The 20,171-nt window shown below is 63.3% G+C and carries 24 protein-coding genes; 12 read left to right on the top strand and 12 right to left on the bottom strand.

Going from position 1 to position 20,171, the window contains the following annotated elements; all coding sequences use genetic code 11:
• The first annotated feature begins 4 nt into the window (after nt 1–4).
• The 3 genes from fmt (at nt 5) to truA (ending at nt 2,344) form a co-directional block, all read left to right on the top strand.
• Nucleotides 5–955, top strand: coding sequence for a methionyl-tRNA formyltransferase (fmt, locus tag AC1D1B_RS03625; protein ID WP_477329428.1), 951 nt, complete (start codon nt 5–7; stop codon nt 953–955).
• Complete coding sequence (locus AC1D1B_RS03620; RefSeq protein WP_477329426.1) at nt 952–1,458, top strand: GNAT family N-acetyltransferase; 507 nt, start codon at nt 952–954, stop codon at nt 1,456–1,458. Before fmt ends, AC1D1B_RS03620 begins: the two co-directional genes overlap by 4 nt.
• A 130-nt stretch (nt 1,459–1,588) precedes the next feature.
• A complete protein-coding gene (gene truA, locus AC1D1B_RS03615) occupies nt 1,589–2,344 on the top strand; it encodes a tRNA pseudouridine(38-40) synthase TruA (protein WP_477329424.1) in 756 nt (251 codons plus the stop codon).
• Here the strand turns inward: truA and AC1D1B_RS03610 are convergent.
• Together AC1D1B_RS03610 and dapE are read right to left on the bottom strand one after the other, a co-directional pair.
• On the bottom strand, nt 2,341–2,946 hold the full coding sequence (locus AC1D1B_RS03610) for a transporter (protein WP_477329422.1): 606 nt from the start codon (nt 2,944–2,946) through the stop codon (nt 2,341–2,343). The two genes, truA and AC1D1B_RS03610, sit on opposite strands and share 4 nt — an antisense overlap.
• A gap of 2 nt (nt 2,947–2,948) precedes the next feature.
• Nucleotides 2,949–4,142, bottom strand: a complete 1,194-nt coding sequence (gene dapE, locus AC1D1B_RS03605; protein ID WP_477329420.1) for a succinyl-diaminopimelate desuccinylase — start codon at nt 4,140–4,142, stop codon at nt 2,949–2,951.
• A 115-nt stretch (nt 4,143–4,257) separates the two neighbouring features.
• Between dapE and AC1D1B_RS03600 the strand changes: the two genes are divergently transcribed.
• Entirely contained in the window at nt 4,258–5,277 is a 1,020-nt protein-coding gene (locus tag AC1D1B_RS03600) for a 2-dehydropantoate 2-reductase (protein ID WP_477329418.1), read from the top strand.
• A 73-nt stretch (nt 5,278–5,350) separates the two neighbouring features.
• On the opposite strand, the gene AC1D1B_RS03595 is transcribed toward AC1D1B_RS03600, so the two are convergent.
• The 4 genes from AC1D1B_RS03595 to dapD form a co-directional block, all read right to left on the bottom strand.
• Nucleotides 5,351–6,121 carry a hypothetical protein gene (locus tag AC1D1B_RS03595; RefSeq protein WP_477329416.1) on the bottom strand — a complete coding sequence of 257 codons (771 nt, stop codon included), beginning with the start codon at nt 6,119–6,121 and terminating at the stop codon, nt 5,351–5,353.
• 21 nt (nt 6,122–6,142) lie between these two features.
• Complete coding sequence (locus tag AC1D1B_RS03590) at nt 6,143–6,529, bottom strand: DUF805 domain-containing protein (protein WP_477329415.1); 387 nt, start codon at nt 6,527–6,529, stop codon at nt 6,143–6,145.
• Nucleotides 6,507–6,860 carry a DUF805 domain-containing protein gene (locus AC1D1B_RS03585; RefSeq protein WP_477329413.1) on the bottom strand — a complete coding sequence of 118 codons (354 nt, stop codon included), beginning with the start codon at nt 6,858–6,860 and terminating at the stop codon, nt 6,507–6,509. The genes AC1D1B_RS03590 and AC1D1B_RS03585 overlap by 23 nt, the downstream gene beginning before the upstream one ends.
• 72 nt (nt 6,861–6,932) lie before the next feature.
• Nucleotides 6,933–7,787: a 2,3,4,5-tetrahydropyridine-2,6-dicarboxylate N-succinyltransferase gene (gene dapD / locus AC1D1B_RS03580; protein WP_477329411.1), complete on the bottom strand. Its 855-nt coding sequence runs from the start codon at nt 7,785–7,787 to the stop codon at nt 6,933–6,935.
• Nucleotides 7,788–7,932: 145 nt separating this feature from the next.
• On the opposite strand from dapD, the gene AC1D1B_RS03575 reads away from it, so the two are divergent.
• A complete protein-coding gene (locus AC1D1B_RS03575) occupies nt 7,933–8,778 on the top strand; it encodes an LOG family protein (RefSeq protein WP_181059839.1) in 846 nt (281 codons plus the stop codon).
• A 69-nt stretch (nt 8,779–8,847) separates the two neighbouring features.
• On the opposite strand, the gene AC1D1B_RS03570 is transcribed toward AC1D1B_RS03575, so the two are convergent.
• Complete coding sequence (locus AC1D1B_RS03570; RefSeq protein ID WP_477329408.1) at nt 8,848–9,552, bottom strand: pyrimidine 5'-nucleotidase; 705 nt, start codon at nt 9,550–9,552, stop codon at nt 8,848–8,850.
• 175 nt (nt 9,553–9,727) lie between these two features.
• Here AC1D1B_RS03570 and AC1D1B_RS03565 point away from each other — a divergent pair, with 175 nt between their 5' ends.
• From AC1D1B_RS03565 to AC1D1B_RS03555, 3 genes are all read left to right on the top strand, one after another.
• Complete coding sequence (locus AC1D1B_RS03565; RefSeq protein ID WP_477329406.1) at nt 9,728–10,489, top strand: GGDEF domain-containing protein; 762 nt, start codon at nt 9,728–9,730, stop codon at nt 10,487–10,489.
• Between the two features lie 178 nt (nt 10,490–10,667).
• On the top strand, nt 10,668–10,838 hold the full coding sequence (locus AC1D1B_RS03560; RefSeq protein WP_477329404.1) for a hypothetical protein: 171 nt from the start codon (nt 10,668–10,670) through the stop codon (nt 10,836–10,838).
• Entirely contained in the window at nt 10,835–12,274 is a 1,440-nt protein-coding gene (locus tag AC1D1B_RS03555; protein ID WP_477329402.1) for a GMC oxidoreductase, read from the top strand. Before AC1D1B_RS03560 ends, AC1D1B_RS03555 begins: the two co-directional genes overlap by 4 nt.
• Before the next feature lie 222 nt (nt 12,275–12,496).
• Here AC1D1B_RS03555 and AC1D1B_RS03550 read toward each other — a convergent pair whose 3' ends face one another.
• On the bottom strand, nt 12,497–12,664 hold the full coding sequence (locus tag AC1D1B_RS03550; protein WP_181059834.1) for a hypothetical protein: 168 nt from the start codon (nt 12,662–12,664) through the stop codon (nt 12,497–12,499).
• A 95-nt stretch (nt 12,665–12,759) separates the two neighbouring features.
• On the opposite strand from AC1D1B_RS03550, the gene AC1D1B_RS03545 reads away from it, so the two are divergent.
• Complete coding sequence (locus AC1D1B_RS03545) at nt 12,760–13,257, top strand: MarR family winged helix-turn-helix transcriptional regulator (RefSeq protein WP_477329400.1); 498 nt, start codon at nt 12,760–12,762, stop codon at nt 13,255–13,257.
• Nucleotides 13,258–13,306: 49 nt separating this feature from the next.
• Here the strand turns inward: AC1D1B_RS03545 and AC1D1B_RS03540 are convergent, their stop codons facing one another.
• Nucleotides 13,307–13,939: a TetR/AcrR family transcriptional regulator gene (locus AC1D1B_RS03540; protein WP_477329398.1), complete on the bottom strand. Its 633-nt coding sequence runs from the start codon at nt 13,937–13,939 to the stop codon at nt 13,307–13,309.
• Between the two features lie 102 nt (nt 13,940–14,041).
• Here AC1D1B_RS03540 and AC1D1B_RS03535 point away from each other — a divergent pair, with 102 nt between their 5' ends.
• Nucleotides 14,042–14,446, top strand: a complete 405-nt coding sequence (locus AC1D1B_RS03535) for a VOC family protein (RefSeq protein WP_477329397.1) — start codon at nt 14,042–14,044, stop codon at nt 14,444–14,446.
• A gap of 73 nt (nt 14,447–14,519) precedes the next feature.
• Here the strand turns inward: AC1D1B_RS03535 and phhA are convergent, their stop codons facing one another.
• Nucleotides 14,520–15,356 (bottom strand): phenylalanine 4-monooxygenase, encoded by an 837-nt coding sequence (phhA, locus tag AC1D1B_RS03530; RefSeq protein ID WP_477329395.1) that lies wholly within the window; start codon nt 15,354–15,356, stop codon nt 14,520–14,522.
• Between the two features lie 139 nt (nt 15,357–15,495).
• On the opposite strand from phhA, the gene AC1D1B_RS03525 reads away from it, so the two are divergent.
• Both AC1D1B_RS03525 and bchE read left to right on the top strand, forming a co-directional pair.
• Nucleotides 15,496–15,972, top strand: coding sequence for an Lrp/AsnC family transcriptional regulator (locus AC1D1B_RS03525; protein WP_477329393.1), 477 nt, complete (start codon nt 15,496–15,498; stop codon nt 15,970–15,972).
• A gap of 112 nt (nt 15,973–16,084) precedes the next feature.
• A complete protein-coding gene (gene bchE, locus AC1D1B_RS03520) occupies nt 16,085–17,635 on the top strand; it encodes a magnesium-protoporphyrin IX monomethyl ester anaerobic oxidative cyclase (RefSeq protein ID WP_477329391.1) in 1,551 nt (516 codons plus the stop codon).
• Nucleotides 17,636–17,650: 15 nt separating this feature from the next.
• Here the strand turns inward: bchE and argB are convergent, their stop codons facing one another.
• Together argB and AC1D1B_RS03510 are read right to left on the bottom strand one after the other, a co-directional pair.
• Complete coding sequence (gene argB, locus AC1D1B_RS03515; RefSeq protein WP_031209616.1) at nt 17,651–18,544, bottom strand: acetylglutamate kinase; 894 nt, start codon at nt 18,542–18,544, stop codon at nt 17,651–17,653.
• A gap of 111 nt (nt 18,545–18,655) precedes the next feature.
• Nucleotides 18,656–20,152: an amidase gene (locus AC1D1B_RS03510; RefSeq protein ID WP_477329389.1), complete on the bottom strand. Its 1,497-nt coding sequence runs from the start codon at nt 20,150–20,152 to the stop codon at nt 18,656–18,658.
• Nucleotides 20,153–20,171: the final 19 nt, after the last annotated feature.

The raw sequence follows: 20,171 nt of genomic DNA, 5'->3' as shown, positions 1-20,171 counted from the left end.
GAAGATGCCGCTTCGCGTCATCTTCATGGGCACGCCGGAGTTTTCGGTGCCGGTGCTGCGCGCGATTGCTGAGGCCGGGCACGAGATACCAGCCGTTTACACCCAGCCGCCGCGCGCCGCGGGCCGCCGCGGGCTGGAGCTGACACCGTCGCCGGTGCAGCGCGAAGCCGAGCGGCTGGGGATCGCTGTACGCACGCCAACTTCGCTGAAAGGCGAGACGGAGCAGGCCGCTTTCCGCGCGTTGCAGGCCGATATCGCCGTCGTTGTCGCCTATGGCCTGCTGTTGCCGAAGCCTATTCTGGAGGCTCCGCAGCTCGGCTGTGTCAACGGCCACGCCTCGCTTTTGCCACGCTGGCGTGGTGCAGCTCCCATCCAGCGCGCCATCATGGCCGGCGACACCGAGACCGGCATGATGGTGATGCGCATGGAAGAGGGCCTGGACACCGGCCCGGTGGCACTGGTTGAAAAGTGCGCCATCGGACCCGATATGACGGCCGGCGATCTGCACGATCGCTTGATGAACATTGCTGCCACGCTGATTGTGGAAGCATTGTCCCGATTGGAGACAAATACGCTGGCATCAGCCTTGCAGGCGACTGACGGGGTGACCTACGCCAGAAAAATCGACAAATCGGAGACGCGTATTGACTGGACGCGGCCGGCTGGCGAGGTCCACAATCACATTCGCGGCCTGTCGCCATTCCCTGGCGCCTGGTGCGAGGCCGAAATTGGCGGCCGCACAGAACGGCTGAAACTGCTTCGCTCGACGCTTTCTGAAGGTACGCTTTCGGAAGGCATGGGCGAGTCGGGAGGAATTCTCGATGACCGACTGACGGTCGCCTGCGGGGCAGGCGCGGTCAGGCTGGTCGAAGTTCAACGGGCGGGCGGAAGGCCCGCTGCCGCGCAGGAGTTTCTGCGCGGGGCCAAAATCGAAAAAGGAATGAAATTCTCATGAGCATGATGTCGATACGCGGCGCGACGCTGCGGGACCGCGAGGCTATACGCCTCGTCGAGGAACACGCATTCGGTCAGCAGGCGGAGGCCGGGCTGGTCGACGCGCTGGTCACCGGCGGCGACTCCGTTGTCGAGCTGGTGGCGGAAGAAGACGGCCAGGTGGTCGGCCATATCCTGTTTTCCCGCCTGTTCGTCCAGAATGGCGGCAAGCAGTTTGCAGCCGTGGCGCTGGCGCCGTTGGCCGTCGAGCCGTCTTTCCACGGCTCGGGCATTGGCGGCGCGTTGATCCGCGAGGCGCATATCCGCCTCAGGGATGCCGGCGAGGTGCTCGCCGTTGTGTTGGGCGATCCTGCCTATTACGGCCGCTTCGGCTACAACCATGCGCGCGCCGAAAACTTCGAGAGCGAATACCAGGGCGAAGCGCTGCAGGCGCTGGCCTGGGGTGACGCACCCGAAAAAGGCAGACTGGTCTACGCCCAGGCCTTTACCGCACTCGCCGCCTGAGCATGATGCCGAAAAGTGTGAAGCGGTTTTCGGATGACATCATGCTCTATCTCTTCGATCTAGAGCCCGATTCAGATTTCAGGTCGAAACGACCTGAAATCTTCCGGCTCTAGGCGGGTGCAGATCGCTCATGCCGCGTTTTCGTCTCGATATCGAATATGACGGCAGCCTCTTCGCCGGCTGGCAACACCAGGCGGATCAGCCTTCGGTGCAGCAGGCGATAGAGCAGGCGATCGAGAAATTCAGCGGCGAGGCGGTGCGGTTGCGCGCCGCTGGCCGCACCGACGCCGGCGTGCATGCGACCGCCCAGGTGGCGCATGTCGACCTCACCAAGGCGTGGCCAAACGACAAGGTGCGCGACGCCATCAACGCGCATCTGCAGGCGGCGGGCGCGCATGTCGCCATCCTGCAGGCGACGGTTGTCCCCGACGATTTCGATGCCCGTTTCTCGGCTACCGGGCGGCACTATCTCTACCGCATCCTCAACCGGCGCGCGCCCGCTGCGATGGAAAAGGGCCGGGTCTGGTGGGTGCCGAAACGGCTCGATGCGGACGCCATGCACGAAGCGGCGAAAGTCCTGCTCGGCCGACATGACTTTACCACCTTCCGCTCGACGCAGTGCCAGGCCAACAGTCCGGTGCGGACGCTGGAGCGGCTCGATGTGAGCCGCCAGGGCGACCTGATCGATATCAGGGCCTCGGCGCGCTCCTTCCTGCACAACCAGGTGCGCTCCATGGTCGGGTCGCTGAAGCGCGTCGGCGACGGCGGCTGGACGGCTGCCGATCTCAAGGCCGCGCTCGATGCGCAAGACCGCGCCGCCTGCGGTCAGGTGGCGCCGCCCGACGGGCTTTTCCTCGTCGGTGTCGATTACCCGGAAAAATTCTAAGCCGGAGCGGCGGTCGGCACAGTGATGCCGAGCAGCGCCACCAGGCCGAACAGGACGGCCAGGGACACCACCAACATGCCTGCGAACACGGCGCTGCCGACAGCCGCGCCCTTGCCGATCGCGGCGTTGGTCATCCGCCAGGTGAGTACCAGCGACAGCACCACCAGAACCAGCCACACCAATTCGGCAACTGGGTTGCCGGACGGCAGGAAAAGCCGGATCAACGCCGATGGTAGCAGCATCCAGGCGGTGATTGCCGACGCCCAGTTGCTGGCGACGACGTAGTGGACGAAGCGGTCGCCGATGCCGGCGCGCGACGCGACCAGGGCAAGCACAACCAACGGCAGCAGCCACGAGCCGAGGTCGACGGTTGCCAGGCGGATCAACATGCCCAGCCGCCCGGCGAACGCATTGGGGTCGCCGATCTCGTTGGCCGTGCCGACCCAGCCGACGATCATCGCCGGCGCGGCGACGACGATGGCGAAGAAGGAATTCCAGAAGCCGTCTGCCGACAGGTCGAGCAGCCGCAAGCCGTCGGCCTTGCCGAGCATCAGCCGCCAGGCGCCGGTAAGCGATGAAGAGGTCTCGTCAGCCGAAAGCATGATCAGCCCTGCTCGAACCAGTCTTCGATGAAGCGCTGATAGATCTGGGTCAGCGTCTCGAGGTCGGCCAGTGCGACGCGTTCATCGACCATATGCATGGTCTTGCCGACCAGTCCGAACTCGACCACCGGGCAATAATCCTTGATGAAACGGGCGTCCGAGGTGCCGCCGGAGGTGGACAGCGCCGGCTCCTTGCCGACCGCCGCCCTAATCGAGCCGCGCAGCGTTTCGATCAGCTTGTCGTCGCGCGTCAGGAAGACATGGCTCGGCCGGTCGCGCCAGACCAGCTCGTAGTCGACCGGCGTCTTCTTGCCGGTTCGGTATTTCTTGCGCTTGGCCGCCTGGTCGAGGCGGTTGTGGATCTCGGCCTGCACGGTCTCGGCCGCCCAGCTGTCGTTGAAGCGGATGTTGAAGGTGGCTGTCGCTCTGGCCGGAATGACATTGGTCGCCGGGTTGCCGACATCGATCGAGGTCACTTCGAGGTTGGTCGGCTGGAAATCCTTCGTACCCTTGTCGAAAACGGGGTGGAGCAAGGCCTCGACCAGGCTCATCAGGCCGCGCACCGGATTGTCGGCCAGCAAGGGATAGGCGACATGGCCTTGCCTGCCGTTAACGGTGACGCTGCCGGACATCGAGCCGCGCCGGCCGATCTTGATCATGTCGCCGAGCGCGTCCGGGTTGGTCGGCTCGCCGACGATCGAGGCATCCCATTTCTCGCCCTTGGCCGCAGCCCAGTCGAGCAGTTTTGTCGTGCCGTTGATGGCCGGGCCCTCTTCGTCACCGGTGATCAGCAGCGAGACCGAGCCCTTCGGGCCGCCCTTTGTCTCGACATGGCGCGCCACGGCGGCGATGAAACAGGCGATGCCGCCCTTCATGTCTACGGCGCCGCGGCCGTACATCTCGCCCTTGGCGATCTCGGCGGCAAAGGGCGGATGCGTCCACGACGCCTCGTCGCCCACCGGCACCACGTCGGTATGGCCGGCAAACATCAGATGCGGCCCATTGCCGGAGCGGCGCGCGTAAAGGTTCTCGATGTCGGGCGTGCCGTCTTCGGAAAACACCGGGCGTTCGACCGAAAAGCCGAGCGGCTTCAGCATGTCTTCCAGCGCGCTCAACGCGCCGCCCTCGGCGGGCGTTACGGAGGCGCAGCGTATGAGGGTCGCGAGGTTTGCGGCGGGATCGGTCGGCAGTTTCATGGGCAAAGCGATAGTCGAAAGCGAAAGGCCTGTCACGGTCAGAGATGATGACCGGTCCTGCCGCCGACATTATGGTTTTCATGTCGTATAGTGCAGGCCAACACGAGATTATCGCATGGCCAACGCCGATAAGACCATCGTCATCGCCGGCGCCGGCAGCATCGGCTGCTATGTGGGCGGCTGCCTGGCACTGGCAGGACGCAAGGTGGTGTTTCTGGCGCGGCCGCGCATCGCGGAGGCCGTGCTGGGCGGTGGGCTGCGCGTCACCGACCTCGACGGCCGCGACCGATCCATCAAGCCGGGCGCCCTTTCCGTGACCGCCGATCCGGCCGCCGCCCTGGCCAATGCCGACGTGGTGCTGGTGACAGTCAAGAACGGCGCCACTGAAGAGATGGCGGCGCTTATTGCCACACACGCTCGTGGCGATGTCGTGGTGGTCAGTCTGCAGAACGGTGTCGGCAATGCCGACCGGCTACGCACCGGGCTGGGCTCTCGACTGGTGCTCGCCGGCATGGTGCCGTTCAATGTCGTCCAGTCGGCCGAAGGCAAGTTGCCGCTTCACGTGCATCGCGCCAGCGAGGGCAAAGTGATGATCGAAGACGGTATGGCCGGCCTTGCCGGCCTCCTCGATGTCGAAGGCCTTGCCGTCGAGACCCATGCCGACATGAAGGCGGTGCAGTGGGGCAAGCTGCTGATCAATCTCAACAATGCGCTTGTCGCTCTGTCCGGTCTGCCGCTGGCGCGCGAACTTGCCGACCGCCGCTGGCGGCGGATCCTTGCCGGTCAGATCGATGAGGCGCTGGCGGCGATGAAGGCGTCACACATTGCGCCGGCGCGGATCGGCGGATTGCGTCCCGGCCTGCTGCCGAAACTGCTCCGGCTGCCGGATTGGCTGTTCCGGCTGGTGGCGCGCCGCATGCTCGCCATCGACCCGCAGGCGCGCTCTTCCATGTGGGACGATCTCCAGCGCGGCCGGCCAACCGAAATCGGCGACCTGCAGGGAGCGGTGCTGAGCCTCGCTGAAAAGGTTGGCACGCCGGCGCCTTTGCTGAAGCGCGTCACCGCGCTGGTGCGGCAGGCCGAGCGGGAAAAGCGCGGGTCACCCGGGCTGACGCCGGAAGCCGTCGCTAGATAGGCTATTCGCCGCGAGCGTCAGGCCTTGGCCCGCACATGAGCCCGGAAAAAGCAGGCACGCCGGCACCGCTGCGTCACAGCTTTGGTGCCCGCCTCGGAGCCGGCGCTTTGCTCGCCGGGCCTGGCGCCGGCAGCGGCTGCGCCGCCGGATGGTTTTCGATCAGCGTGATCTTCTGCCAGATCTTGCGCGACAGGTTGGATGCCAGGTTCTCGATGTCGTTGACGCCGTCGATGACCACATCGTCATTGACCGACTGCGCGAACAGCGCCGCGATCTTGCCGGTGATCGACAGCATTTCCGAGCAATAATCGAGGTAGCGCGCCAGGTCCGCGGCATTGGTGATACGCGCCGGCGAATGCGCGGTCGGCCTGAAGTTTGCAGACAATGCGGCCGGATCCTTGGTCAGCTGGTGCATGTCGATGACATGGATCAGCGACCTCAGCCCATGCAGCTGGCGAAAGACCCGCTTGCGCTTGATGCGTTCCTCGGTGCGGATCAGCGCCAGCAGGCCTAGCACGGCAAGGATGATCATGTTGATCGTGGCCTCGATGCCTTGCACCGACTGCACCGCATCGTCGGCCTGCGAGATGTGGATGAGCGGCAGGATGGTGCCGACGAACAGGAAGATCAGTGCGCCGGCGGCAACGGCGGCGACGATGGCGCCGCGCAGCCACCAGATCGGCGTTTCGAGCGCTTGCGCCGCCTTGGCCAGGTCACGCGACAGCGACACCAGTTCGGCGGCGACGCCGCGCAGGCCGGCCTCGGGAAAACGCTCGGCGACGCGCTCCTCCAGCCGCTCGGCCGTGTCGATGATCAGTTTCGGATCAAGCGTGCGGTAGCGCATGGCGAGATATCCGGTCAGCCCTCAGGGTTGTGCAGGAGCATTGGTGTGCCGGCCGTAGCGATTAGGCCCGGGATCACTTCTGAAGCAGGCTAGAATGAGAAGAAGAATCGGGCCGATGATGAGAGAGATCAACGCGTAGTAAGTCGGCTTGCCGAAATCATGGAAGCGCTTTGCGGTAACCGCGAAGCTCGACCAGGTCGTAATCAGCAACGCAGTCCAGACCACAACGGCCCAGACTTGGCTATTTGCGGTGCCGGGCTCCAGCCTGGCAAACTGGTAGAGCGGGAAAAACTGGGCAAGCAGCAAAAGCAGGCCGGCCAGCGCATACGCACTGGGGCTGACGCGGCCTGAGGTTTTGAAGAAAAGCCAAATGAGGTCTGTTTTTTCAGGCAAGCGGGTCCGGTCCATATTGATTGGCGCCTCGAGTGCCTTCGAGAATGCCGCATTCCACGATGAACCAGATCGCACCAATAAAAGGCACAAACAGGATCAGGGTCCACCACCCCGACTTGTTGCGGTCATGCCAGCGCTTGGCGTAGACGGCGAAGACCAGATAGAGCGTGGCGATTACATAGATCAGGTAGACGAAACCGTAGGGCATGCCGTTGAAATTGGTGCCGATGATGTTGTCGATGATGATGGCGATGATGGCGCCGACGAATATCACACCAACGCAAGCCCAGAACTTGGCACGGTTAATACGGCCTTCATAGCTCGTCAGAAGATACTTCCAGTCCATGTCACCCCTCCATGCTGAATCAGCGCGACGGAATGTCGCGCCGGCGGAAGGTGCGTCCGTTTGCAAAAAAGATCAATCGCGCAGCAATTCGTTGATCGACGTCTTGGAGCGGGTCTTGGCGTCGACCCGCTTGACGATGACGGCGCAGTAGAGGCCCGGGCCGGGCTCGTTGTTCGGAAAAGCCTTGCCCGGCATCGAGCCGGCGACGACGACGGAATTCGGCGGAACTTCGCCATAAAACACCTCGCCGGTGGCGCGGTCGACGATCTTGGTCGACTGGCCGATGAACACGCCCATGCCGAGCACCGAACCTTCGCGCACGATGCAGCCCTCGACCACTTCCGAGCGTGCGCCGATGAAGCAATTGTCCTCGATGATGGTCGGGCCGGCTTGCATCGGCTCCAGCACGCCGCCAATGCCGACGCCGCCCGACAGGTGCACGTTCTTGCCGATCTGGGCGCAGGAGCCGACCGAGGCCCAGGTGTCGACCATGGTGCCGCTATCGACATAGGCGCCGACATTGACGAAGGACGGCATCAGCACCGCGCCGGGCGCGACATAGGCCGAGCGGCGCACGATCGACGACGGCACGGCGCGGAAGCCGGCCTTCTCGAAATCGACCGCGCTCCAGCCGTCGAATTTCGACGCCACCTTGTCCCACCACACCGCCTGGCCGGGACCGCCCTTGATGATCTCCATCGGATAGAGCCGGAAGGAGAGCAGCACCGCCTTCTTCAGCCACTGGTTGACGTGCCATTTGCCGTCGGCCTGGCGCTCGGCGACGCGCACCGTGCCACGGTCGAGCAGGTCGAGCGAAGTCTGAATTGCGTCGCGCGTTTCGCCGCGGGTCGCGGTCGAAATCGTGTCGCGCTCCTCGAAGGCCTTCTCGATGGTCTTTTCGAGGCTCGCCAGATCAGGCTTCGACATGAATTCGCTCCGTTACCGCGCTGTTAAGGGCCATCGCCTTAACCTGTTTTGAAAATCGCGCGGACCCTATGTTAAGGCGTATTGGGGGTCAATCGCGCGTGCGCCATGGGACGGCGCAAGTGAACTGTTGGGACGGGTAAAGCATATGACTCCTATGGAAAAGGCGGGATGGACGCCGCTGCCGCATTCGGACGAGGATCTGGAGCGCTCGAAAAGCGTGCCCGATACGCCGCAGACGCGCGCCGATACCTACCGTCTGGCGTGGAACGATCCCGACTTCATGACGCGTCGGGAATTGCGCGCGGTGCGCTTGCAGCTTGAACTCTTGAAGCCGGAAATGATCCTGGCCGAACGCGGCATCCGCTCGACGGTGATCCTGTTCGGCGGCGCGCGTATTCCCGAACCCGGTGGCGAGGCCTGGGCGGCCAAGAACGAGACGCAGAAGAAGAACCTCGAGCACAACAGCAAATATTACGAGGAGGCGCGCAAATTCGCCCGCCTCTGCTCGCAGCAGTCAGCCACGTCCTATTACCGTGAATTCGTCGTCGTCACCGGTGGTGGGCCAGGCGTCATGGAAGCGGGCAATCGTGGCGCCGACGATGTCGGTGCGCCGTCGATCGGCCTCAACATCGTCCTGCCGCACGAGCAGGCGCCGAACGCCTATGTGACGCCGGAGCTGTGCTTCAACTTCCACTACTTCGCCATCCGCAAGATGCATTTCGTCATGCGCGCCAAGGCCGTCGCGGTGTTTCCGGGTGGCTTTGGCACCATGGACGAATTCTTCGAGACGCTGACCTTGATCCAGACCGGGCGCATGGAGCGCGTGCCGGTGATCCTGTTCGGCAAGGCGTTCTGGAAAAGGGCGATCGATCTCGATTTCCTCGCCGAACAAGGCACCATCACGCCCGGCGACCAGGACATCATCGACTTCGTCGACACCGCCGACGAGGCCTGGGGCATCATCAGCCGCTTCTACAAGTTAGGGGAGTAGGGATTAGGCAGTAGGCAGTAGGCAGTAGGAAAGCAGTCCCACAATGCCTTTTCCCCTACTGCCCAATCCCTACTGCCTACTCACTATTCCAGTCAGAAATTCCGCAAGGTCGTCGGTGACGAAATCGACGTCGTCCTCATTGGCCGGGTCGCGTTCCCAAATCTCGGCAAAGGTCGGCTCGAAATTGCGCGGCACCACCAGCACCGTGGTCATGCCGAGCGATTTCGGCACCGCCAGATTGCGGGCGAGATCCTCGAACATCACCGCATTGTGGCCGGTGACGGCGTGCAGTTCGGCAAACTTCTCATAGGTCTGGCGCGCCGGCTTGGGATTCAGCCCGGCGGCGACGATGTCGAAAATGTCATCGAAATGGTCGAGGATGCCGAGCTGGCGCGCGGTCCGCTCGGCATGCCTGCGGTCGCCATTGGTGAAGATGAACTTGCGCCCGGGAAGCTGGCGGATGGCGGTGCCCAGCACCGGATCGGGCACCAGCCACGAATAGTCGATGTCGTGCACCTTTTCGAGGAAGTCGTCGGGGTCGATGCCGTGGCGCGTCATCAGCCCGTTCAGCGTCGTGCCATATTCCAGATAGAGTTCCTTCTGCAGCTTGCGGGCCTCGTCACGCGGCAGCGTCAGCAGTTCTCCGACATAGGCCGTCATCTTGACGTCGATCTGCGAAAACAGATTCGAATGGTGCGGATAGAGCGTGTTGTCGAGGTCGAACACCCAGTCGGTGACATGGGCAAAGCGGGCGGGATCGGGCGACGTGGTCATGGCGTCCTTATGGCACGAAATATCTGCCGTTCGAACCCCTTTCTGCGGCTGGACTTATCCACAACCTATACGCATCTAGAGTTGTAAAAATGGCCTCTCCATTCAAATTTTAGCCATCCCCGAAAGGTGGCCTTCAGGGCTTGCTGGCACAGAGACGGTTCAGTGGGAGCCAGCGATGAGTCGCATACTTTTAAAGTCCGCCGCCGTCGCGTTCGGCTCGGTAGCCGTCTCGCTTTTGCTGACGCTGATTATCGTCCCCGCCATGGGTTTTCCGGTCACTCGCACCATCTGGCTGACATCGACTGTGTGCCCGCTGGCGCTCGCCTGGATCGCCTGCGCCAGCACCTTCTGGCAGAGCGACAGGTTGAAAAGCGCGCATCGCGACCTCGCCCGCGCGCATGCCCAGCTCGCCGCCGCGCACCGGCGTCTGTCGGAGAAGGCAAGCCGCGACGACATGACCGGCATGCTCAACCGCGAGAGCTTCTTTGCCGCGCTCGACGGCTCTCGGCGCAAATCCGATCGCGGCGCGCTGCTGATCATCGACGCCGACCATTTCAAGGCGATCAACGACAGTTTTGGCCATCTGACCGGCGATGACGCGCTGCTGCTGATCGCCAGCGCCATCGAGCGCGGCGTGCGCAGCGGCGACGTGCTCGGCCGCATCGGCGGCGAGGAGTTCGGCGCCTTCTTGGTCGGCGCCACTGGCGGGGAGGCGAGGCGCGTCGCCGAGCGCATCCGCCGCGAAGTCGAGCTGATCCGCTTCCGCCCGGTCGACGAGCGCACGGTGCCGCTGACCGTCAGCATTGGCGGCATCACTTGCGGTGAGGACGCCAATGTTTCGGAGCTGATGCGCGCTGCCGACCTCCGGCTTTACGAGGCCAAGCACCGTGGCCGCAATTTGTCGATCCTCGACCGGGACATTTCCGAAGCCGCCTGAGGCTCCCGCCTATGCTTGCTAAGGATTTGCTAACATTGTTTTTCACGCAACCACGCCGTTTACCCGGTTGTAAGCCGTTTACCGGCTAGGACTGGCACGGAAATGGCCTGTCTGGCGGGCACGTGTGCCGTTCAGGGAACGCCATGCGTGGATCGAAGCCCCCATCGAGAGACGTTTCATGAGTTTCTTCATCAAGAAAATATCGCGCCGCGCCATCATGCAGGCGCTGGTTGCGATGCCGGCGTTACAGCTGTTTCGCAAGCTGCCTGACAGCGACCGCCCCGATGCCGACCCCGACGAGATCGTCGTGGTCAATGGCTGGGTCCTGAAGCGGAGCGACCTGGCATGATCTTCGACAGCTACGAGGCGTTTCGGGCCACGGATTTCAAACCCAAGGTCTGCATCCTCGGCTCCGGGCCCGCCGGCACCACCATCGCCAGGAAGCTCGGCGCCGCCGGCATTCCGGTAGTGGTGCTGGAGGCCGGCTCACGCGAGTTCAGTGACGAATCGCAGGATTTCTACCGCGGCACCACGGTCGGCGATCCCTATTTCGATCTCGACATCACCCGGCTGCGCTTCATGGGCGGGTCGTCGAACCACTGGGCCGGCTGGTGCCGGGTGCTCGACAAGCAGGACTTTGAGCCCAAGACCTGGGCGCCGGACACCGGCTGGCCGATCAGCCGCGCCGACATCGAGCCCTTTCTGCCCGAGGTGCACGACATTCTCGAGCTTCCCGACTTCCGGCCCGATGTGCCGATTTCGGACGACATACGCTGGGTGCAGCTGATCAAAAGCCCGGCCGTGCGCTTTGGCGAGAAATTCGCCGACGAGCTCGACAAGAGCAAGACCGTCGCGCTCGTGCTCAACACCTATGCCACCGAACTCGCCGGCGACGGCAAGAAGGTTACCGGCGCCAGGTTGTGGTCGAACGGCCAGGATGCCGGCGCCTTCAGCGCCGATTATTTCATCGTCTGCACCGGCGGGCTGGAGAATTCGCGGCTGCTTCTGTGGTCGAACCAGCGCTCGAATGGTGGCGTGGTGCCGAACGCCACGGCGCTTGGCGGTTACTGGATGGAGCACCCGACCTTCGAGGGCGGCAATGCCATCCTGGCCGACTACAGCGAGTTCGAGGTCGATGCCGTCAACGAGGCCTTCTTCTCGCCGACGCTTGCCGCCATGGAGCGGCTGCAGATTATGAATTTCGGCATCCGCCTGATCGAGACCCCCTACGCCGGGGTCAAGAGCCTGATTGCCGACCTCGCTTGCACCGCGCCCGACGCTGCCGAATGGGTGGCGTATCAGCTCAGCCAGAACCTGCGCTGCGCGGCCCAGCTCTACGTCGCCTGGGAACAGGCGCCACTGGCCTCGAACCACATCGAATTGTCGAAGACCGATGTCGACCATGCCGGCGTGCCGCGCATCGAGCTGCACTGGAAAAAGTCGCCGCTGGAGCGCCGCACCATCCTGGAGGGGCTCAAACTGTTCGGCACGACACTGATCGAGAAGGACCTCGGCCGCGTCCGCATCATGGACTGGCTTGCCAATGGCCAGGACTATCCGACTGATGAGGAACTGGCCGGCCACCATCATATGGGTGGCACCCGCATGGGCGCGGATGTGACCAAAAGCGTGGTCGACGCCAACTGCAAGGTGCACGGCATGGACAATCTCTATGTCGGCGGCTCCTCGGTGTTCTGCACCTCGGGCGAATGCAACCCGACGACGACCATCACCGCGCTGGCCTGCCGGCTTGGCGACCATCTGAGCAAAGTCATCACGGTGTGACGAAGTCATCATGGTGTGACCAAGTCATCACGGTGTGACCAAGTCATCACCGTCTGACCGCCAAAAAGCGGACGGCGCCGACAGGATTGCTGCCGCCGCCCTGGCGCGCCTTTGGGTGGATTCTGATCTGGCCGGAAGCGTGACCCCTGAAAACCGGTTTCAGAAGGATCACGCTCAAGCGGAAGACAAAGCCATCCCGAACCCATCGGGATGGAACAGCCTCTAAAGACCGTAGACGGCGATGCGCACCAGCACAGCCGCGGCGGCCAGCGCCACCAGCAGGATGCCGAGGCCGATGGGCGAGCCCCAGCCGTACCATTTCATCGCCATCTCGGCGTATTTGTACTCTTCCTCATGGGAGAGCGGCGCACGCTGTTGAATCAAGCTCATTTTTCACTCCTTCTCTGGCGGCAGGCTCTTGCTATGTCGGAACCAGAGCCGCATATTGATGCAATGGCCTAAATATTAGACAGATTGATAGTTAGATGATCAAAATAAATTCGTCAACCCTGAATCGCGAGGAAATGACGACGGCCATCGGCCTGGCCATCATGCAATGGCAGGACGCTACACAGGCCTATGACGAAGCGGTTGGGGTACGGCTTGGGCTGAACATGGCCGAACGCCATTGCATCGGGCTGCTCTATGGCGGCCCGCAATCGGCCGGCGCCATTGCCGTAGCAACCGGCCTGACGCCGGCGGCGGTGACCGCGCTGATCGATCGGCTGGAGGCGCGCGGCTACCTGACCCGCACGCGCAGTCTCGAGGACCGGCGCAAGGTGGTGATCGAGGCGACCGAGGCGACGCGAGAGCTGTCGGCGCGCTACTACGGCGCCATCGCGCGGGAAGGCGAGAAAGTCGTCGCCACCTTCAGCGACGCGCAACTGGCCACCATATCGCGCTTCGTCCACGCCGCACTCGACCTGCAACGCGACCAGCTGGCGCGGCTGAAGGCCGAGGGGACGGACACCCCCGGGCGATAGGGATGCCTGTGTGTTTGCGGTGTCACTGCATATGTCGGCAGGGACGAGACTATTTCGGCTGGACCCCATAAGCGGCAAGAAACGCCTCCACCGAGGCATCCGCGTGTCGTTCAAGTTCGGCCTTGGAACGCCGGTTGCTTCCCGTGAACATGGCTTCGTTCATGGGGATCCAAAGAAGCATTCCAAAAAAATGGCTGGCTGCCAGATGGGGATCACCGGTTTGTATCAGTCCTCGACTGGTGAGCCTTTGAAAGCAGGACGCCATTGAGCCAAGCATGCGCTCGAAGCCCTTTTCGTACCAGCTGCGGCCAAGCTGCGGCATTCGGTCCGCGTTGGCGATAATTAGGCGCCGCAGCTTCAACAACTCTTCATCCATGAGAACCGCTATCAAACGTCGAGCAAGCTGCTGCAGGCCACCCTCCATGAACTTCGCCTCGGAAAGCAGCGTCGTCACGGACTCGATGATGTCGTTGGCTTGTGTAGCGGTCGACAGAACGACTTCGCCGAACAGCGTCTCCTTGTCGGTGAAATGCTTGTAGACGGTCTGCTTGGAAGCTCCCGCCCTGGTAGCGATTTCTTCCATGCTGGTTCCATCATAGCCTTTGCCGATGAACGCCGCCGTGGCCGCTTGGATGATTTCACGATCCTTGCGTGCTGATCTGGTCTCACCGTCGTTTCCCATGGCACCTCCTCAACAAGTACTAGACGGTACCGTTCCTGCATGGTAGCCATGAAACGGTACTGGACTGACTAGTACCTGTCAACGAAGGCAAGGCTTAGAACGATGACCAAGATGATCTTTATAAATCTGCCGGTGCGCGATCTGCAGGCAGCGACCAACTTTTATCTCGCGATCGGGGGCACGCTGAATCCGCAGTTCTCGAGCGACCAGGCCAGCTCGATCATGTTCTCGGACTCCATTGGAGTCATGTTGCTCACGCACCAGCATTACAGCCAGTTCACAGCGCGGCAGATCGGCGACCCCAAGCGTGACAGCCAGATGCTGATCGCGCTCACCACCGATAGCAAGGACGAGATCAATGCCGTAATCGAGAAGGGCGTGGCGGCAGGCGGCCGCGCGGATCCCAATCCAGCGCAGGATCTCGGTTTCATGTTCAACCGTCACATCGAAGACCCAGACGGAAACGTCTGGGAGTTCCTGTGGATGAACCCGTCTGCCATGCAATAGCCTGGCGGGATCAAAGCGTCTAAAGCGCGTCGCGTCGACATGCGACGCGCCTTAAACACTGGTGCCGGATTTACTAGACCGTTGCCGGGTCGAGCGCCGGCTGGCCCTTGCGGCGGGCGACGATCGCCTTGAAATCAGCGGTCCGGAACGCATCGCGCAACACGTCGAAGGACGGCAGCACGAAATAGGCGCGCTGGAACTTGTCGATCTCGTAGCCGGTGCGCATCACCGTTTCGAGGTCGAAGGGCACGTGGTGCGCGGCCTTGCTGTCGACGGCGAACTGCAATTCAGTGAAGGACGACATCAGCCCGGCGCCGAAAGCTTTCAGCGGCTGGCCCTTCTCCTGCATCAGTCCGTATTCGGCCGTGTACCAGTAGAGCCGGGTAATCATCTCGTCGCCGCCCAGCGCAATCACGCTCTCGGCCTTCTCGCCATACATCTGCATGAAATCGGCAAACACCGGCTGCGTCAGGATGGGCACATGGCCGAAGAAGTCGTGGAACATGTCGGGTTCGACGATGTAGTCGAGTTCTTCATTGGTGCGCAGCCAGTTGGTCACCGGAAAGCGCCGGTTGGCGAGATGGTCGAAAAAGGGCGCTGCCGGAATGAGACCGGGCACGGCGACGATTTCCCAGCCGGTGAGCTTGCGCAACTTGTCGCTGACCGCCCCGAAATCCGGGATCTTGTCGAGCAGGCCGAGCGTGGCGACGCCATCGAGATAGGAATGGTGGGCCAACTTCTGCGTCAGCTTGGTCTGGCGGTCGCACAGCGTGCGCCACACCGCCTGTTCCTCGGCGCTGTAGTCGTAGCCTTGCCCCACGGTGAAATCGGAACGGCAGACCGAATAGTCGCCGCGCAACCCTTGCGCCGCGCAGTCGCGGGCATACTCGGCAACGCTCATCGTCGTCATGGGTCTTCTCCCTGCAAATCATCAACGGCTGACGTGCCTAAAGGCTAGCCCGGTTTGTCGAGGCAAATCGGTTTTGATGATGGCTCAGGCCGGCCATTCGAGGTAATATTCCCTCAATAACTATCTCAGGGGAGTGAAAATGCCTCAATTCGACGATTTCGAAATCAAGATGCTGGATGTGCTGCAGCGCGATGGGCGCAAGCCCGTCTCCGAACTGGCGCAGGAGATCGGCCTGTCGACGACGCCGTGCGCGCGCCGCTTCGAGGCGCTGCAGGAGGCCGGCATCATCAAGGGGTTCGCCGCCGTGCTCAGCCGCCGCGCCGTCGGCCTGATGGTCGAGGTGTTCATCGAGGTGCGGCTGGTCAGCCACAGCGACGGCTCGCCCGAGAGCTTCATCGCCGCCGTGCAGCGCATGGACGAGGTCTCGTCGTGCTGGACGATGACCGGCGATCACGATTTCCTGCTGCATGTCATGGTGCCCTCGGTCGACGAGCTCAATGCCTTCGTCATGCACCGGCTGATGCGGCTTGCCGGCGTGCGCGACGTCCACACGCAGCTGGTGCTGCAGAACATCAAGGGCCCTGGCCACGTGCCGCTCGCCCATCTGAGGCGGTAAGGCTCGGCATCGCCATTTCTACGGAAAAGCTGCACGCAAACTGCTGAACGGAGCCCAATTGCCGATCTGAAACACCGGCTACGCCATGCGGACCACTGCTCTGGGGTCCGCCATGAACATCGTGCTGATCAATCCGCCGCACACCGCCATAGGCAGCCGCGTGCCCGACGACCATCTGCCGCCGCTTGGTCTGCTGGCACTCGGCGGCCCGCTCATCGACGCCGGCCACAAAGTGCGGCTGGTCGATGCCGAATTCGGACCGATGCCGCTGGCCACACTGGTGCGCGATGCCCTGCGCGGTCAGCCCGACTGCATCCTGATCGGCCATTCCGGCTCGACCTCGGCGCATCCGACGGCGCTTGCCATCGCCGGCATGGTCAAGGCGCTCGAGCCGGCGACGCTGGTGATCTATGGCGGTGTGTTCCCGACCTACCATTGGCGCGACATACTGGCGGCGAGCGATGTTTTCGACTTCATCGTGCGCGGCGAGGGCGAGGCGACCATCGCAGCACTCATCGAGGCGCTGGACAACCGCCGGCCATTGGCCGAAGTCGCCGGCATCACCTATCGCGACGGTCTCGGCCGTCCGTTCGCGACGCGGCCAGCCGGCACCATTGCCAATCTCGACGACTACCGCGTCGGCTGGGAGCTGATCGATCATGCCCGGTACAGTTATTGGGGCGGCAAGCGTGCCGTGGTCATGCAGTTTTCGCGCGGCTGTCCGCATCTGTGCAATTATTGCGGCCAGCGCGGTTTCTGGACCCGCTGGCGGCACCGTGATCCCAAAAAATTCGCGCAGGAGATCGCCTGGCTGCATCGCGAGCACGGCGTCGAATTGATCAACCTCGCCGACGAGAACCCGACAGTGTCGAAGAAAGCGTGGCGCGCTTTTCTCGACGCCTTGATCGTCGAAAACGTGCCAGTGCTGATCGTCGGCTCGACCCGCGCCGACGACATCGTGCGCGACGCCGACATCCTGCATCTCTACCGCAAGGCCGGCGTCATCCGCTGGCTGCTCGGCATGGAAAACACCGACGAGCAGACGCTGCAGCTGATCCGCAAGGGCGGCAGCACCTCGTCCGACCGCGAGGCAATCCGGCTGCTGCGCCTCAACGGCATCCTGTCGATGGCGACCTGGGTGGCCGGTTTCGAGGACGAGACCTTTCGCGATTTGTGGCGCGGCTTCCGCCAGCTGCTTGCCTATGACCCCGACCAGATCCAGGCGCTCTATGTCACCCCGCATCGCTGGACGCCGTTCTTCCGCATCGCTCGCGACCGCAAGGTGATCCAGACGGATGCAAGGCTGTGGGACTACAAGCACCAGGTGCTGCAGATGACCCGGCTCAAACCCTGGATGCTGTTCTTCTCGGTCAAGCTGATCGAAGTGGCGGTGCAGTCGCGGCCGAAGGCATTGGCCCGCATTCTGTTCCATCCCGATCCCGAACAGCGCCACTCAATGCGCTGGTACACGCAGATGGGCCGCCGTGTCTGGTTCCGCGAGGTCTGGGGCTTTCTGGCCCGGGACCGCCGCCTCAAGGATGGCCCGACACTGGCTGAATTCTGGGGCGCGCCGCAGGATGCCGAAGAAGAATCGATGGTCGTCATACGCCCGCCGCGCAAGCCGGCCGAAGCGGCGATCGTCACGCCTGCCGCCCGAAGCTGAGGCGTCAGCTGCGGCTCAGGGCACGATCAGCGTGCCGGCGCCGTGTTCGGTGAACAGTTCCAAGAGCACCGCATGCGGCGTCTTGCCGTTGAGGATGACGACGCCTTCGACGCCGCGCTCGATCGCCTCGATGCAGGTCTCGACCTTGGGGATCATGCCGCCCGACACCGTGCCGTCCTTGATCAGCGCCCTGGCCTCGGCCACCGTCAGCTCGTCGATCAGCTTCTTGTTCTTGTCGAGCACGCCGGGCACGTCGGTCAGGAACAGAAGCCGCGTCGCCTGGCAGGCGCCGGCGATGGCGCCGGCAAAGGTGTCGGCATTGATGTTGTAGGTGTGGCCGTCACGGCCGGGCGCCACCGGAGCCAGCACCGGGATCATTTCGGAGCGCGCCAAAAGGTCGAGCAGCGTGCGGTCGACCTCGACCGGTTCGCCGACGAAGCCGAGATCGAGCACCCGCTCGATGTTGGAGTCCGGATCGATCATGGTCTTGCGCGCCTTTTCGGCGAACACCATGTTGCCGTCCTTGCCGCACAGGCCGATCGCCCATTCGCCCTCGGCATTGATCAGCGCCACGATCTCCTTGTTGATCGAGCCGGCCAGCACCATCTCGACGATCTCGACCGTCTTCTGGTCGGTGACGCGCAGGCCGCCTTCGAACTTCGATTCGATGCCCATCTTGGCCAGCATGGCGCCGATCTGCGGGCCGCCGCCATGGACGACGATCGGGTTGACGCCGGATTGTTTCAAGAGCGCGATGTCGCGGGCGAAGGCCTTGCCGAGCTCGATATCGCCCATGGCATGGCCGCCATATTTCACCACCACCGTCTTGTGCTCGTAGCGCTGCATATAGGGCAGGGCCCGCGAAAGCAGGGCGGCCTGCATTTCGGCGGTGGCGGTTATCTCCGTCATCGGCATGGTTCCCTGGATGTGGGTAAGGACGGCGGCGTCTTAGCGGGAATTGGCGCAGGCCGCAAACAGCTTTGCTGTCACAATCATAAAATCACGAGAGGGTGCGAGACTCTAGCCCGGCACGTTCAGCGGCGCCCGCCGCGTCAGCCAGCCCGAATTCTTTTCCATCTGCGCGGCCAGCGACAGAAGCGTCTCCTCGTCGCCCGGGCGGCCGACGGCCTGGATACCGAGCGGCAGGCCGGCATCGGTGACATGGACAGGCAGCGCGATCGACGGCTGGCCGCTGACGTTCTGGATCGCCGGCCAATGGGTGAACCACAGGCTCTTGTCCATCAATTGCCCGAGCAGCGGCTTGAGTTTCAGCAGCCGAGTGAGATGCAGTTTGTCGAGCAGGTTTTCGATGAGTTCGTCGGCGCCCTTCGGGTCCATGGCGCCGCAGGCGAGCGGCGGATGCGCGATGATCGGCATCAACACGGCGTCATATTGCACGGTCTCGGTGATCAGCCGGCGCGAAACGGCGTTGAGCCGCTGCAGGCCGGCATAGATCTCGCCGGCCGAGACGATCTCGCCGAAGCGCGCAATGACGCGCGTGGCGCGCTCGATGCCGCCCAGAACCGGGCGGCCGACGCGCAAGGCCTCCCCACGCATCGTGCCGGCCACCGCCGAGGCCACTGTCTTGGCGAAATCGGCCATGAAATCGCGATCGATATAGGGCAGGTCGATCTCCTCCACCGTGTGGCCGCCATCGCGCGCCAGCGCCACTGCACTATCCAGCGCAGCGAGCGTCTCGGCCGATATCGGCAGGCCGAGTGGTGACTGTCGATAGACGGCGAGTTTGAGCTTGCCCGGATCGCGCGCCGCAGCGGCGGCAAAGGTCCCTTTCGGCGCCGGCGCGGCGTAGGGCGCCAGCGGGTCGGGCCCATGCGTCAGGTCGAGCAGCAGCGCGCAATCGCGGACCGAGCGGCTGACCGCATGATCGACGACCATGCCGTACCAGGCTTCGCTGATCAGCGGCGTCTGCGGCACGCGGCCGCGCGACGGCTTCAAGCCGACCAGACCGGTGCAGGCCGATGGCACCCGGATCGAGCCGCCGCCATCCGAGGCATGCGCCGCCGGCACCACGCCGGCCGCGACCAAAGCCGCCGCGCCGCCAGAGGAACCGCCGCTAGTATGGCCCGTGTTCCACGGATTGCGGGTGATGCCGAAGGCGGCCGATTCGGTCATAAGCCTCAGCCCTTGTTCGGGCGAGGTGCTGGTGGCGATCGGAATGAGCCCGGCAGCGAGATAGCGCTCGGTCATCACCGAGTTGAAGTCGGCGGTGAAAGCCGGAATACGGCTACCGGTATGCGTCGGCACGCCGTTGATGGCGATGCCAAGATCCTTCAGCGCAAATGGCACGCCGGCCAGCGGCAGGGTGCGGTCGACGGATTTCGCCCGCGTCCGGGCGAAATCATAAAGCGGCTCGGCAATGGCGTTGATTTCAGGGCGGGTAGCCTCGGCGCGCGCGATGGCCGCATCGACAAGGTCTTGCGGCGAGATTTCGTCGCTATGTACCAGCTCCGCCAGGCCGGTTGCATCGTTGTCCCAAAGCATCCGTTCGGCCGACATTGCTTTCCCCTTTTGGCGA

It is taken from the genome of Mesorhizobium sp. P2_C5_2, from assembly GCF_056404535.1.
The sequence above is the reverse complement of the archived record's forward strand: the minus strand, read 5'-3'. Positions and strand labels throughout refer to the sequence as shown.